13 protein-coding genes are annotated in these 14,896 nt (G+C 56.2%); 8 read left to right on the top strand and 5 right to left on the bottom strand.

The window, feature by feature from the left end; all coding sequences use genetic code 11:
- Both VMC84_RS08200 and VMC84_RS08195 read left to right on the top strand, forming a co-directional pair.
- Window positions 1–471 (top strand): HAMP domain-containing sensor histidine kinase (locus VMC84_RS08200; protein WP_325379498.1); only part of this gene is annotated, 471 nt, incomplete at its 5' end.
- A 123-nt stretch (window positions 472–594) separates the two neighbouring features.
- Window positions 595–1,944, top strand: a complete 1,350-nt coding sequence (locus tag VMC84_RS08195) for a tetratricopeptide repeat protein (protein ID WP_325379496.1) — start codon at window positions 595–597, stop codon at window positions 1,942–1,944.
- A 425-nt stretch (window positions 1,945–2,369) separates the two neighbouring features.
- Here the strand turns inward: VMC84_RS08195 and VMC84_RS08190 are convergent, their stop codons facing one another.
- Both VMC84_RS08190 and VMC84_RS08185 read right to left on the bottom strand, forming a co-directional pair.
- Window positions 2,370–3,440 carry a universal stress protein gene (locus tag VMC84_RS08190; protein ID WP_325379494.1) on the bottom strand — a complete coding sequence of 357 codons (1,071 nt, stop codon included), beginning with the start codon at window positions 3,438–3,440 and terminating at the stop codon, window positions 2,370–2,372.
- 15 nt (window positions 3,441–3,455) lie between these two features.
- Window positions 3,456–5,126 (bottom strand): APC family permease, encoded by a 1,671-nt coding sequence (locus VMC84_RS08185; RefSeq protein WP_325379492.1) that lies wholly within the window; start codon window positions 5,124–5,126, stop codon window positions 3,456–3,458.
- A gap of 122 nt (window positions 5,127–5,248) precedes the next feature.
- Between VMC84_RS08185 and VMC84_RS08180 the strand changes: the two genes are divergently transcribed.
- The 5 genes from VMC84_RS08180 (at window position 5,249) to VMC84_RS08160 (ending at window position 9,236) form a co-directional block, all read left to right on the top strand.
- A complete protein-coding gene (locus tag VMC84_RS08180) occupies window positions 5,249–5,665 on the top strand; it encodes a 4Fe-4S dicluster domain-containing protein (protein WP_325379490.1) in 417 nt (138 codons plus the stop codon).
- Window positions 5,662–7,566, top strand: a complete 1,905-nt coding sequence (locus VMC84_RS08175; protein ID WP_325379488.1) for an aldehyde ferredoxin oxidoreductase family protein — start codon at window positions 5,662–5,664, stop codon at window positions 7,564–7,566. Before VMC84_RS08180 ends, VMC84_RS08175 begins: the two co-directional genes overlap by 4 nt.
- 218 nt (window positions 7,567–7,784) lie before the next feature.
- Window positions 7,785–7,982: a hypothetical protein gene (locus tag VMC84_RS08170; protein WP_325379486.1), complete on the top strand. Its 198-nt coding sequence runs from the start codon at window positions 7,785–7,787 to the stop codon at window positions 7,980–7,982.
- Between the two features lie 61 nt (window positions 7,983–8,043).
- A complete protein-coding gene (locus tag VMC84_RS08165; RefSeq protein WP_325379485.1) occupies window positions 8,044–8,292 on the top strand; it encodes a glutaredoxin family protein in 249 nt (82 codons plus the stop codon).
- Between the two features lie 26 nt (window positions 8,293–8,318).
- Window positions 8,319–9,236, top strand: coding sequence for an NAD(P)/FAD-dependent oxidoreductase (locus VMC84_RS08160; RefSeq protein WP_325379484.1), 918 nt, complete (start codon window positions 8,319–8,321; stop codon window positions 9,234–9,236).
- A 70-nt stretch (window positions 9,237–9,306) separates the two neighbouring features.
- Here the strand turns inward: VMC84_RS08160 and VMC84_RS08155 are convergent, their stop codons facing one another.
- The 3 genes from VMC84_RS08155 to VMC84_RS08145 form a co-directional block, all read right to left on the bottom strand.
- Complete coding sequence (locus VMC84_RS08155) at window positions 9,307–9,507, bottom strand: hypothetical protein (protein ID WP_325379500.1); 201 nt, start codon at window positions 9,505–9,507, stop codon at window positions 9,307–9,309.
- Between the two features lie 100 nt (window positions 9,508–9,607).
- Window positions 9,608–10,735 (bottom strand): rod shape-determining protein, encoded by a 1,128-nt coding sequence (locus VMC84_RS08150; protein ID WP_325379483.1) that lies wholly within the window; start codon window positions 10,733–10,735, stop codon window positions 9,608–9,610.
- 16 nt (window positions 10,736–10,751) lie between these two features.
- A complete protein-coding gene (locus tag VMC84_RS08145; RefSeq protein ID WP_325379482.1) occupies window positions 10,752–12,971 on the bottom strand; it encodes a carboxypeptidase regulatory-like domain-containing protein in 2,220 nt (739 codons plus the stop codon).
- A 473-nt stretch (window positions 12,972–13,444) separates the two neighbouring features.
- Here VMC84_RS08145 and amrS point away from each other — a divergent pair, with 473 nt between their 5' ends.
- Window positions 13,445–14,467 (top strand): AmmeMemoRadiSam system radical SAM enzyme, encoded by a 1,023-nt coding sequence (gene amrS / locus VMC84_RS08140; RefSeq protein WP_325379481.1) that lies wholly within the window; start codon window positions 13,445–13,447, stop codon window positions 14,465–14,467.
- Window positions 14,468–14,896 lie beyond the last annotated feature (429 nt).

Genomic DNA, 14,896 nt, shown 5'->3' with positions numbered 1-14,896 from the left:
GAGCCCCAGGCGCTCGACGTGGGCATGGTGATCCAGGACGCCATGAAACAATTCGACAAGGTCCCGGGCCGGAACGTGAAGATCACCTACGACCAGTATACCCGCCATTATGTCAGGGCCAACGATTTGTTGAAGGACGTTTTCATCAACCTCATCGGCAACGCGGTGAAACATTCGAGGGGTCCGCTGGTGATCAACATCCGCGCGAACTCGGTAATCTTTGGCGGTAAACCATATTGTCGCATCGACGTGGAGGATAATGGCCCGGGCATCCCCGATACGCTCAAGGAGACCCTGTTCGACCGTTTGAATCTAACCGCCACCCGGGCGAAGGGCAAGGGTTTCGGTTTGTGTTTGATCAAGATGCTCGTGGACGACTACCAGGGTAGATTCGGGGTTGAAGACCGCGTGCCAGGGAATTATATGAAGGGCGCCCGGTTCGTAGTCATGCTCCCGGCAATAGAAAAGTGAACTCCTTGCCGTCCGGTGTAACCCGGGTGTGGTTGAAATTAGTATGCTCGCTTAAAATATCTAAGGCTTAGAGAGCCGTAGAATGCTTATATAGAGAGAACCACATATATGTAACGACCTCTTATGGATGCCTCGAAATCGCTGAACATTGCCCGCCGGCGCTTCCAGAATGGGAACTATATGCTTTCCCTAAAAAAGTACCAGGCGGCCCGGAAGGAATTCGAAGTCGCCCTCGCCATTTTCGAGAAGACCGATGCGTACAAGGAGACCGCCGAAGCGCTGAACAACATCGGCATCACGTACGTGAAGGATGGGCAGCCTGAAGAGGCAAAAGGCTATTTTGTAAGCTCCTACGAGCTCAAGAAAGTACACGACGAAGGCGGCGAATCGCTGTTCAATTCGCTCTACAACATCGTCGGCCTCGGAGAAGTGCTCACGCCGGAAGAATTCGAGAAATATTTCCTTGAGATGAGGGCTCTCGGCGAGAGCATGGGCGGCGAGCACGCAGAGGCCGTGGCGAAGGAAAAGAAGACGTATGACAATTACATCGAGGCCCGGGAAGCAGAGAGAAAGAGGCAGCAGGAGGAGGTGCTGGCCAGGACCACGCCGGCAGGGGCGCTGGCTCACCTGCAGAGGCTGGGGAAGCCCTGCATGATCGGCCTCAAATTCGCCCTTCAGGGCATAATCGTCACAGTACCTGAATTCTCCTATGACGACGGCGTAAAAGTCCGGCTCGCGGGAATTACGCCCGGCAATGGCATGTCGACGGGCGAGATCGAGTTCCAGTCGAACTACGACAGCGTCCGGGAATTCCTGGAGAAAAAGGAGGAGTCCGCCCTGCTCGACGAGGCCTTCGAGCACGTGAAAAAGTTCATGGACGCCGTGGCCCTCGTGCGCGAGGACATCGACTTTTGTGTAGGCAAGAAGGGATATTCCGTATTATCGATCACGATGGCTAACGCTTTCGGCGAGCCTGTGGAGCTCTACCATACGGACGCCATCGAGCCCGTTGCCACGGCCACGCTCACGGGCGAGGATACCATGCTCGTCAACATGATGCTCACGTCGAAGCACGGGCTCTACAAGATGCTCCTTCTCAACGCGAAGCGTTCCCTGGCCGAGGAGAACCATTCCCTGTGCATCATCGATGCAGTGGCCGGCTTCGAAGCCTTCATGGACCTGCTGCTGAAAAAGGCGTTATCCGATGCGGAGCGGCAGGAGTACCTGGCGCTGGAGAACCCGTGCCTGAGGGAGCGCCTGCGATTCCTGAAGCGGCTCATCGGCGGCACGGACACGTCCGATTCTTTAGAGCATTACCTGGGCGATGCCGGCCGGGACATGGACGACGTGCTGGCCTACTATGACATCATCATGGGCAACGACGGGCGCACCATTGGCGCCTACGAGGCCGGCAAGAGCCTCAGCGCAGTCAGCCGGGCCATCTACAACCTCAAAGCGCTCTACGATATTTAACAACCGGTCTTATGCGAGATTCACCACGGAGGGCACGGAGGACTTTATATCCTGAAGGGGGCTGATGCCCCCTCGGAGACCCCAATATTGCTTATTAAAAACTTCACCACGGCGGCACGGAGGCACCACGGAGGGCACAGCGCTTTATTCACCACGGCGACACGGCGAACACGGCGCTCTTTTATTCCCTGAAGGGGGCTGACGCCGCGCGGAGCGCTCTTGCTTACCCCTCGGAGAACCCCTGCTTACTTTTATATCCTGAAGGGGGCTGATATCGGGCGGAACGCCCTTACTTACCCCTCGAAGACCCCATGCTTAATAATATTATCTGGAAACCGTGTCGCCGTGCATCCGCCGTGCCGATCTAAAATAAGCGCCGTGTTCGCCGTGTCGCCGTGGTGAGAAATTAGCCATGCCCTCCGTGGTCATTTCTTCGTGTGCACGATGAGCACGTTGCAGGGCGCCCGGGTGACGATCTCATCGGCGGTGCTCCCCAGTAAAAACGTATAGTAGGCAGGCCGCTCGGTTGAGCCGATGATGATGAGCGAGTAGCTGCCGGACTTCGCTTCGTCGATGATGTTATCGATGACACTGCCGGTCTTGAACAGCGTCTCCACGGAAGAGCCGAGCCGCTCGGCGTGCATCTGCGCCTTTTTCAGGATGAGCTTCGCCTTCTCGGCGTCCGAGGCCTGACCAACGTACAGGGACGTGATCTTGCCCCCGAACTTTTTCGTCAAGTGAATGGCGATGTCCAGTGCCCTCTCGGCATGCTTATAGCCCGACGTGGGCACCAGAATCTTATAGTATTTGATGGGCTGCAGAGTCTTCGAATAGCTGAAAATGAGCGCCTCGCAGGGGGCTTCTCGCAAGACACGGTCCACGACGTTGCCGAAAAGCACCTTCTCGGGCACCGTCCGCTGGCTCGAACCCATGATGATCAGGTCGACCTTATAGCGGTCGGCAAGCTCCAGTATCGCCTCCGGTATGACCCGGGCGGCGACGATCTCGAGCTTCGGCATTACGCCGCGCTTCTCCGCATATGATGCTGCCAGGGTCAACAGCTCCCTTGCCTTCGCTTTCCGTGTATCGGCGTAATCGAAGGGAACCTGCTGGGGCACCTCGATAACGTACAGGAGCCGTAAAGTCCCGCCCGGCGCCACCATATCGCATCCCAGGTTCACATGGCTTTCCAGCGTCTCAGGCCTCGATATGGGCACCAGTACGCTGTTGTGCAGGACGGTCACGGGCTGGCCTTCGCTGCCGATCGATGCCATCAGTATAGGATACAGCTTTGCGGCCTTATATCCGCCGATCGAGACAAAAAGGACAGCGGGAAGGACTAGCATCGAGGTGCTCCTCGATATGCCCAGCGCGAACATGTACAGGCCCATCGCCAGCAGGGCGATGGACAGGAGCGCATCTAATGCGAGAATAGAGAACGCTATTTTCCCCGGCTTTTCCGATTTTTTATATCGTACGACATTCGCTTCGGGCATAAGTCCTTCCAGATATCATTTGATCAGTTTTTGCCTTATTTGTTCCGATATCTCGGGGTGCATCTCGGGGGCAACGTCGGGTGACGTGGCCAGAGTACCGGGTATCGACTCTTTCCAGCTCAGCCCCTTGCTGCGGCGGTACCATAAGTAGAACAGGATGCCGGCGATGAACCAGAGCGTCCCAACGATCTTCCCGATCTCGTGCAGGCTCAGCACCAGTATCCAGACGAACAGACATACGAAAAACCCCAGCAGCGGCAGTAGGGGCACGACGAGATCCTTGCCCTTACGCTTAATACTAAAGGCGAAAGGCGACTTATAGGGCCGGTATAGCTCCGGACGCTTGTTTCTCAGCCGAATCAGGGCAAGGTTCACCAGCATGAACGAGATGAGGGCGCCGTAATTGTACAGGTCGCCCAGAATGATCGTCGGGTCCTCGTGGCTCAGCCGGAACGTGCCCATGATCCAGACGAACACTACAAAGCCCACAGATGCCAGCGTAAACACTACGATCGTTCTCGTTGGAACGCGGAACTTCGGGTGGACGTGATTGAACCACGCAGGCATGATCTTGTACCTGGCCATGGAGTACGTCACCCTCGATGCGCCGATGACTCCCGTATTCGTGGACATGAGGAGCATGATAAAGCCTAAAAACCCCACGTAGAGCGGTAATATCATGACGAGTGGATTAGTCTGGCTGAGGCCGAGCGCAATGCCATGAGCGACGCCTGCGACCGGGTCGTTCTGGTATGTCTTGCCGATTACGGAGGGGCTGATCGTAGGCAATCCGACGGCCAGTATTGTCAGCAGCATGCCGGCGAGTACGACCGCGATGATCAGCGCAAAGGTGGCTTTGGGTATGGTCTTGTCCGGGCGCTTTGTCTCTTCCGCCGCCTGGGATATGGATTCGAGGCCGATGAAGGAGACCATGGCCACGGTGATGCCCCACCCGAAATTCGCCCAGGAGACGCCTGTGCCGAGTTGGGTGATGTTGCCCATGAACGTCGTTAAGTTCCAGACGATGGCAAAGCCGATAAGCAGTAGAATTATCTCGCTGAGGATGCTCAGCCCCGAGAGAAAGATGTTGAAGTTCGCCGATTCCCGGATGCCGATGTAGTTGAGCGCCATGAGCAGGACGCTCAGGATGATGGTCGCGAGCGCCTGGACGGTATAGTCCGATACGCCCCCCGAAACAGCCGTATTCAGGCTATTCAGGCTGGCCAGGGCCCCGACGTATGGTACGCCAGCCTGACCCAGGTTATGGAAAAAGCTGCCTAAATAACCCATCGTGATCCAGCCGAAGAGGGCGATGTCGATGGTATAGTCGAGCAGCAGCCCCCACCCAGCGATGAAGCCCCAAAAATCATTGAACGCCTCCCTGGCAAAGATCGAGGCGCCGCCAGCTTTGGGTATGGCGGAGGCCAGCTCCGCGTAGCTTAGAGCGGTGAACATGTAGCCCAGCGCGGCGACCGCCAGCGCCAGCGGGGCGACGCCCGCCGCGAAGAATAGCACCAGGCCGAGAGCCACGTAGATGTCCGCGCCCACGTCGGCAAAGCCTATGGAGAACGATCCCAGCACTCCCAGGTCCCTCTTTAGCGTGACTTCCTCGATAAAGGGGGAAGCCGCAGGGATAGGCGTTGCTCTCGCTCCGGGCGCTGGCTCGGCGTTACTCGTACAGGACACCTATTATGAAACAAAGATATTAACATATTTATATATTAATAAAGTAAAATCATGCCAATCGCCCGATTTTTCAATTAGGCTTATATTTGCCCGCTTTCGTGATTTTAATGGAGAACCTGTTTATGCCCCGGCTAACGAAAAACGAGGACGCATGTATCACCTGCCACCGCTGCGAGACCATTTGCGGCTGGGTCCACGACGTCGTTTTTAATCCGGATAAGGGCCGGGTCATCGTCGACCTGGACTATCCCGACACACACCATTTACGTATTTGCATACAGTGCGGCCGCTGCGCCGATGCCTGTCCCATGGATGCCATATACCAGGACTTTAACATTCTCACCACGAGCGAACAGGGCATCTACCGGCTGGACGAGAGCAAGTGCACGGGCTGCGGCGAATGCATCGATGCCTGCCCGACGAAGGTGCTGCAGTTCTACCCGGACCGGCGCATGCCTAGGAAGTGCGACCTCTGCCTGGGCCAGCCCATGTGCGTCCGCTACTGTCCCACGAATGCGCTCGGGTGGGTGTTGATGTGACCGGGGGCGGGTACGCCGGCAGGATGCTCAGGCTGGACCTTAATGAGCTCGATTTTCATGTCGAAGCGCTAAATGAGGATGACCTGGAACGTTTCATCGGCGGGGAGGGGCTGGGCATCAAGTATCTTTATGATGGGGTGCCCGCGCACGCCGATCCTTTAGGCCCTTACAATCGCCTCATCTTTATGACCGGGCCCCTGACGGGCACGCTGGCTCCGACTTCGGGCAGGCACTGCGTGGTCACGAAGTCGCCCCTGACCTGCCTGGAGACGACGTCGCATGCGGGCGGCTACTGGGGTTCCGAGCTCAAGTTCGCCGGCTACGACGGTATCATCGTGGAGGGTCAGAGCGAAAAGCCCGTATATGTCTTTATCGACGACGAAGAGGTGCATTTCTATAAGGCCGATGGCCTCTGGGGCCGTGACACGATCCAGACTGACGCCCTCATCAAGCGTCAGCTTGGCGACGATAAGCTCAACATCGCTTACATAGGGCCGGCGGGCGAGAATCTTGTGAAGTACGCAAGCATCCAGAACGACCAGCAGCGCGCCGCTGCCCGCGGGGGCCTGGGCGCCGTCATGGGCTCCAAGAAACTAAAGGCTATCGCCGTCCGGGGCACCCGTGACATCCGTGCCGCTGACCCGGCAAAGTATTTCCAGTCCATGAACGAGCTGCTGGATACATGCTACGGCCACGTGGTCACCGGCAGCCTCTTCCCGTCCAGCGGCGTAACCGGTATCATTCCCGTGATGAACGAGAAGGGCGTTCTCCCGACGAAGAACCACTACACAGGTAACTTCGCGGGCGCCGATAAGATATCGGGCCAGACGATGGCGAAGACCATGCTGACGAAGACCCGTGGATGTTTCTGCTGTACAATCCATTGTACGCGGGTCATCGACATCGAGTACGGGCCTTACTATGGCACTCGCGGTAAGGGCCCCGACTACGACTCAGCCGTGGCCTTCGGCTCCCAGTGCGGTAACGATAACCTGGAGGCCATCGCCCGTGCCAACATCGTGTGTGACCAGTACGGCCTGGACACGGTATCGACGGGCGCCACTATCGCCTGGGCAATGGAACTCTATGAGCGTGGGATCATTGACGACATCGATACCCATGGAGTGAAGCTAAACTGGGGCAACCACGAGGCGATGACCTCCATGGTACCGAAGATAGCAACCAGGGCGGAGTTCGGCGCAGTGCTCGCCGATGGGCTGGACGAGGCCTCAAAAAGGATAGGCCGAGGCTCGGAGAGATACGTCCAGAGCGTGAAGAATATGGACCTTCCGGGCATCGAGGCGAGAGGCAGCAAAGGCATGGCGCTGGGATATGCGACGGATAACCGGGGCGCTGATAACCTGAGGCCCTTCGCGGCGACGGCCGAGTGCATGGGATTCCGCTCTAAAGAGCTAGGAATGCCCGAGAATTTCGACCCGTTATCCGAGGAGGGCAAGGCACAGTGGATGATACCATGCCAGAATTATTTCGCGGCCGTGAACTCGCTGGTCGTCTGCATGTTCACCGTCATAGCCTTCACCGTGGAGCCGAGCCAGTACGCCCGGCACCTGTCTGCATTGACAGGATTTTCTTTTGAAAAGGATAAGCTGCTGGAGGCCGGAGAGCGCGCCTGGAATCTGCAGCGGGCGTTCAACGCCCGGGAGGGCTTCACGCGGAAGGACGACCGTCTGCCACACAGGCTCATGGAGCCGCTGCCGAACGGCCCGGATAAGGGCAGCGCAGTGCATCTGGATAGAATGCTGGACGAGTATTACGAGCTCAGGGGATGGGATAAGGCTACGGGATGGCCGACGCCGGAAAAGCTGCGGTCCCTTGGGCTGGGCGACGTGGCAAGGGACCTGGAGAAAAGCAGGCTATTATCCGGCCGCGCGCTCGCGTGAAATACTGACCGCAAGTGTATCAATATGTCGATATATTTGTATGTGAGTGAAATATATTAGTATTTTGTTCTAATATAAGCGAACGATTTTCGATTAGTATATATACAATCGAGTGGTAAATTACTATTAAAGGGGGCAATAAAATCGTACAGAATAAGGTAATACCGGGTACGTCCAGGAAAGTACCCGGCATACCCATAAGCTTACTCCTAAACCAGATGATCGAGCGTGGGGATGGAGAGGAACGGCATAAGTTCCGCATGATCACGATACCGGCCGCCGTCAGAGAAGTAGAGGGCGCCGACGATGCAGAAAAGGATTATTTCAAAAGTATCGAGCGTGACTTCGAGGATACAGCCGGCGAGGTACTGGAGCGCCTGAACTTATCTCACCTGCGGCGGGATATTAAAAAGTAAAAAATTGCCATTTTATTCTATTATGGTATCCTTTTATATTATATAACCGTATAATATAGATATGGTCTATATGATGAAGGTCAAGATATACTCCCAGCCCACCTGCCCGGATTGTAACCGCGCTAAGGCATACCTCGATAGAAAAGGCGTGCCCTACGAGGACATCGACGTCCGGACGAATAAGAAGGCGCTGGAGGAAATGGCTAAGAGGTACGGCATCAGGGTGACACCGGTAATCGTCATCGGGGACCGGGTCATGGTCGGCTTCAACGCGCCGAAGATCGACAAGTTCCTGAGTGCGGAACATTAATCTTTTTTAGAGACATTCATCGCGTGATGGCTTTACTCGACCTCATCATCATCGGCGCCGGCCCGGCGGGCATGACGGCGGCGATTTACGCGAAGCGCAAGGGGCTTACGCTTCAGCTGATCGCCGACTCCGTCGGCGGCAACGTGACAAAGACCGGTAACGTGGAGAACTACCCGGGATATAAAAGCATACCAGGCCCCCAGCTCGCTGCCCTCATCAAAAAGCAGCTCGAGGACATGAAGATCGACATAAAGCTGAGCCGCGTGGCGAAGCTCGAGAAAGCAGGCGATTATTTCATGGCGATGGCGGCGGACGGCACCGCTTATGAGGCGAGGGCGGTGGTCGTCGCCACGGGCTCGAAGTGGAAAGAGCTGAACGTACCTGGCGAGAAGGAGTTCAGGAATAAGGGCGTGAGCTATTGCCCGACGTGCGATGGGCCGCTGTTCTCGGGCATGGACGTGGCCGTTATCGGCGGCGGGAATGCGGCGGCCGAGGCCGTGATGGACCTCATACCCATGGCGAAGAAGATATTCCTGGTCGTCCGCAGCACGCTGAAGGCGGATAAGGTCGTCGTCGATAAGATACAAAGTAGCGATAAGGTGGCCATTTTGATGGGCTATACCGTCGACAGGATCAACGGCAAGGACTTCGTGGAGTCGGTCGATATCGTCTCCACGTCCGGCGGCGAGCGTAAGACGCTCAACGTAGGCGGCGTGTTCGTCGAGGTCGGGTTGCTCCCGAACGTGGCCTTCGCCAAGGACCTGTTGGAGATCAACGACCGTGGCGAGATCGTCATCGACGAGCGGTGCAGGACGAACGTTTGCGGCGTGTTCGCGGCCGGAGACGTCAGCGACGTGCCCCAGAAGCAGATCATCGTGGCGGCGGGCGAAGGGGCCAAAGCCGCGATGTCCGCGTTCACTTATATCAGCACACAAAAGTGTTAGGAAATTACATTTAGCCCAATATCGGGCATTCCATATTTTTATTATACCGGTGTTAGGGGCGGGATCGGCTTTAGCCTTTCTTCTCAAGCGCCTCGATGCGCATCTCCATCTCTATCAAAGCGTTCATCAGGGCGGCCTCGGTGTGGTTCGGGTGCATGACCAGCGTCTCCTCCCTCCGGCCAGCGAGCTCGAACAGGATGTAGTCGAAGACCTCGCGCCTCTTCTTATCCAGGGCCAGGCGGTAGTTATCAAACCGCTTTGCCACCATCATCAAATGCAGGCTGGGCAATGCTTACACGTCCATAGCCCATGGTAAGCGAAAGGAATACTTAAAAATAGGAGAATATGCGCCGTGAAAATAATCGGCGCACTTATTCGCGGTACTGCAGCGTGTACTCGGAGATCCTGTAGGCGCCTATTGCCGGTGCCAGGTCTGGCCGGTCACTCGATATGACCGTGACATGCTGCTCCAGCTCGTCCGAGAGGAGCTGCTGTATTCTCTCTTTTAGACCTGGGATGCACGCCATGCCGCCCGTCAGTATGATCGGCTCCGAGAGGACGCGCTTGTACGTCTGGTAATGGTCCTGGGCTAACTGGGGGAAGAAGTTCTCCATGATTGCCTCGACCACGTTGTTCACGTACTCCTCGACGGGCTTCATGATGCTCTTCTCGATCTTGAAGCCGTACTGGCCTTTATCGTGAATGTGAACGGAATCATAGACAGGCTTGTAGTCGATGAAGTTGGCAAACTCCTCTTTGTACTTGCGGGCCGTGTTCAGGTCTATGTTCACGATACCCTGGGTCTCGTTCTGGACGCCTAATCTTATTTTCCGGTCCACGATATTGCCGCTTATAGTACCGAGTGTCACGGTGTGCACGGGCTCGCCATTCCTGAAAACGCTCATCTCCAGCGTGGTGGAGCCCATGTTGACGCTCATGAAGGTCTTCTTGATGGCGTCGAGGCCGTCGAAGGCCGGGATGGCGCCGCAGAACGCCTCGGACCAGGCCTGCCTGCCGGCACGGCCGATGGACATGCCCGAAATGATCTCCTTCAGATTCTTTCGGCCCCGGTCGTTCTCGACCGCCGGGTGGGCCAGCGTCACATAGCTGTTCTCGGGGATGTTATACTTGTAAACGAGATACTCGATGAACTGGGCGGCCAGCTTGACGCTGTCGTCGTCCTGGGGCAGGCCGGCGCGGAACATGAAGTACACGGAGTCCGCGTACTCCTCGGCCGCCTCGTCGCCGAATTTCGTAGCCAGCTTTCCGGTGAAAAGGTCCCGGTACTTAGCGACGCACGTCAGGGTGCGCACGATATCCAGGCTGCCCTCGTAATTAGGCATCACGAGCACGGTCCGGGTCGAGCCGATCTTCAGCCCGATCGGGATCGCGTCCGATCTCCGCTTTCGCATGGTGTTGTTATTCTCGGCGAACTCGTATGCCTGATTATTGTCGTCTGACATCGTCTCATTTTCTATGTTATCGTTAGCTTCGACCATTCACATCCAGCCTCTTTTATTTATCGCCGTCCAGTCGCCAGACGACCACGGACGATGAGCTGTCGTCAGCGGGCGACGTGTGGGACTTATAGTAGTACAGCCCCTTGACTTTCTCTATATCGTCGTTGATGACGAGTTCCTTGGTGATGTAAGTGAGATTGTTCGGTATTATCTCCAGATCGTTGCTCATCTGGATGAACGATACGCCCTCAGGGTGGTCCCGGATATACCGGAGTACACGCTCCTTATCGCTGGAGGACGCGCTCGCTTCGCCACGCTGCCCCGGGAACCGCGGGATCCGGAACCGCTCGTTGCGCTCGGGCGACGTCGGCCGCTCGACCAGCGCCTCGCGCTCGCTCACCGGCTGGGCACGCGGCTGCTCGTAGCCCCTCGCAGGCGGCTCGTTGCTCCTCGCCGGAGTCTCGTATCGCTCTACGTTGCCGCTCGATTTCTTGTAGATATCGCTCGCGAAGACGACCGGAGTCCGCTCCTTCGGGGCATCGATCGGCTCGCGGGCCTTGACCTTCCTGGGCACGCCGTCGGCGATGTGCTTCAGGTCGAAGTCGAGGATCTTCTTCTTTTTACCGTCGTCCGCCGCAATCGTCTCATGCCTGCGCTTCACGGGGTCGACATTGACCACGTCGACCGGCGGGGCGCTCTCCTGCCTGGCCGTTTCGCGCTTTACGGCCTCCTGCTTTGCGGCCTCGGCCTTATGGGCCCTGGCGACCTCGCGGTCTGCCTTCGCGCCGTCCATCTTATGCCTGAAGCCGCCCAGCGCCTTCGCGACCGGCGCAAGAATCGACTTGATCCGGGTAGCCAGGAGGGCGATGATCGCAATAGCTGCTATGAGAAGTATGACGATCGCGGCGACCAGCGTCACCCAGGCGGGCACGACGGCCTTTTGCAGGCTCATGATGAAATCGGGATGCTGCTGGTTTGCCTCCATCGTGATGGTGTCGGAAGTATCGGAATAGCCGTCCTTACTCATCTTTATGGTGTGCGTGCCCGCATCGATGTAGGCAGTACAGGGAGTCGCCAGGGGCTGGTTGTTCGGGCCGAAAAGCTGCTGCCCGTCCACATAGATGTTGGCGCCCGTGGGCACCGAGCTCAGGCTGACCCACCCGCCCTTCGCATAGGGCACGGTGACGGTCGGCATCGTGATGCTCCTGGCCGAATCTTCAACCCCGTAGCCCAGGATGACGTCCGGGTAGTACAGCGGCCTGGAATCGCTATTGGCTGCGGTGATGGTCTGTGCAGCGCCACTCAGGTCTGTGTAGTCTACCTGGACCTTGATATCCTTCTTGGCCTGGATGGACTTGCCGTCGTTGGTCGTCGGGATCGCGCCGTTGAACGTATAGTTGCCGTTGCTGTCGGTCGTCGTTTTTACGATGCTCCCGTCCGTGACTTTCATGGGGATATAGACGGAGCCGTTATCCGCCTTCTCCAGGAGGGTCACGGTCGCACCCGCGACCGGCTTCCCGTCCTTCGTGAGGACGGTGCCCGATATAGTATTCGTATGATGCTCCGGCATCACGCCGGGGTCCGCATTGCTGGAGGGAGTGTTGAGCGGCAGGATAATCCGGGTCTCAAGGACGTTCGCGATATCGGCATTCCGTGTCACCGTGACCTGCTTGTGGGTGGACTCGTAGACGACGCCGTTCTCCCAGTGCTGGGCGTAGAGCATGTACGACCCCGCGGGAACGTAGAATGTGTAGCTGCCTTTGCCGTCGGTCCTGTCCGCGAACTCATAATATTTAACGTCGTTGTCCAGGCTCACCAGGTAGACGATCCCGTTGATGAAGGTTGCGCTGTTGTCCGACCCCGTCTGGATGGCGCCGTAAAGGTAGCCATACTCGGGCTGTGGGTAATTAGGTATCTGGGTCTGGCTGGATGGTATATATTGTATGTTGCTGGTCGGATACCATTTGACATAATAGGTCGGCATATCGTATTTCGTGCCGTCGGAATCCGTATAGGACACCCTTACCGTACACGTATTCGTTTCCGCTACTACGTTGAGAAAATCGAAGTTGCCGTTTTGATTCGTGGTTTTTGTTGCGATCGTATTAAAATTATTGTCGATAAGCGTTACTGTTGCACCGGGTAAAGGGTCCCCGTAACGGTCAATGACCTGTCCGCTGATGCTGAAAGCCGTATTTGAGGCGTTTGCACCCGTGACGGCGGTGATTGATAATAAGATAATGCTGATAAGCAATAAGTTAATGAACTTTTTCATCCTTTAACCGTCCGACCTTCTGATTTAAGCTTTTATGACTACAAATATTTTTTCGTGTTACCGTATAATTTTAAGGCTTTCAGTCTATGGCCTTTGCATTTGCCTTTTATGCGCGAAAATCTGGGTTCATGTTGCCATTGCGGTTACTGTGTGATTTAAGCTGTTAGTATATAAAGGCATCGATGTCCCGCGAATAGGGCACCTCGAGAAAAATTGCGCCACCGTCAGTCGAAAGCGCCTGGAAAATATGCAGTCGGCCTTCGAATTATTATCGGAAAAACGCACGTTAAGTGAAGCTTAAAGTGGTGACGGATATCGGAGTTAAGCGATTATGACAGAAAGCCTATATCAGGGTTCATCCTTGAAGGAGCCTTTCCTGGCGCAGGTATGCTCACACATAATATATATCATCATATATATCATCATGAAAAAACGAGGATTATATCGATGAATTATACGCCGGCGGTCACAACATGCTAAAGGAAGCCATCCTCTGGGAGCCGTTGAAGGACGGCAAAGCGAAGTGCAACGTCTGCTCATACCGGTGCGTCATTGCCCCGGGCAAGCTCGGCCACTGCCGTACGCGGAAGAACATCGACGGCCGGATATTCTCGCTCATCTATGGCACCGTGACCTCCGAGGCCAGCGACCCCATTGAGAAGAAGCCGCTCTACCACTTCTACCCTGGCAGCTTTTCGTACTCCGTCGGCTCTGTGGGCTGTAACTTCCAGTGCGAGCACTGCCAGAACTGGGGCATTTCCCAGGCCGAGATCCAGGAAGTCTACACCACGGACATCATGCCCGAAGAATTGGCCCGGAACGCGGTCGATTCGCTGTGTAAAAGTGTCTCCTGGACCTATAACGAGCCGGGCATCTGGCTGGAGTATACGCACGACTGCGCCTTGAAGTGCCATGAAAAGGGCATTAAGACGATCTATGTCACCAACGGTTACCCGACGCCCGAGCACATGGACGTCATGAAGGGACTGCTGGACGCCTTCCGTGTCGATATCAAGGCCTTCAGCGAGGACTTTTACAGGAAGATATGCAAGTCGAAGCTCGAGCCCGTATTACAGTCGACGAAGATCGCCAGAGAGAGGGGCATGCACGTCGAAGTGGTGAACCTGGTCATCCCGGGCCAGAATGACTCGCCCGAGGAGATCAGGGCGCTGTCGAAGTGGTGTTATGATAACCTCGGCCCGGATACGCCTATTCACTTCACCCGTTTCCACCCAATGTACCATATGGACCACCTGGAATCGACCTCAATCAAGGTGCTCGAAAGGGCCCACGATATCGCGAAAGAAGAGGGCGTGAACTACGTGTACCTGGGCAACACACTGGGCAATAAATACGAGAATACCTGGTGCCCGAAATGTAATGAGCTTTTGATCGAGCGCTACGGGTTCCAGATCATGCGCTATAGCATCACGCCCGATAAGAAATGCCCGAAATGCGGAGAAAAAATACCCATCGTCGGCGACTACGGCCGCTGAACCACGGGGCGCACGGGGGCACCACGGAGGGCACGGTTTATTATTCACCACGGCGACACGGCGAACACGGCGCTCCTTAAAATTCGACACGGCGACACCACGGCGACACAGCACTTAATTCACCACGGCGACACGGCGAACACGGCGCTCTTTTATTCCCTGAAGGGGGCTTATGCCCCCTCGGAGACCCCCTCCTTTCTTTTATATCCTGAAGAGGGCTGATGCCGCGCGGAGCGCTCTTACTTACCCCCTGGAGACCCCAATTTTGCTTATTAAAAACTTTACCACGATGGGTACGGAGGCACCACAGAGGACACCGGTTTAATATTAACCACGGAGGACACAGAGGGCACGGAGGACTTTTAATTCCTAAAGGGGGCTGACGCCGCGCGGAGCGCTCTTGCTTACCCCTCGGAGACCCCCTGCTTA

The sequence above is a fragment of the Methanocella sp. genome (genome assembly GCF_035506375.1).
Taxonomy (GTDB): Archaea; Halobacteriota; Methanocellia; order Methanocellales; family Methanocellaceae; genus Methanocella.
Note: the sequence above shows the minus strand (reverse complement) of the source record. Positions and strands in the feature narration are given on the sequence as shown.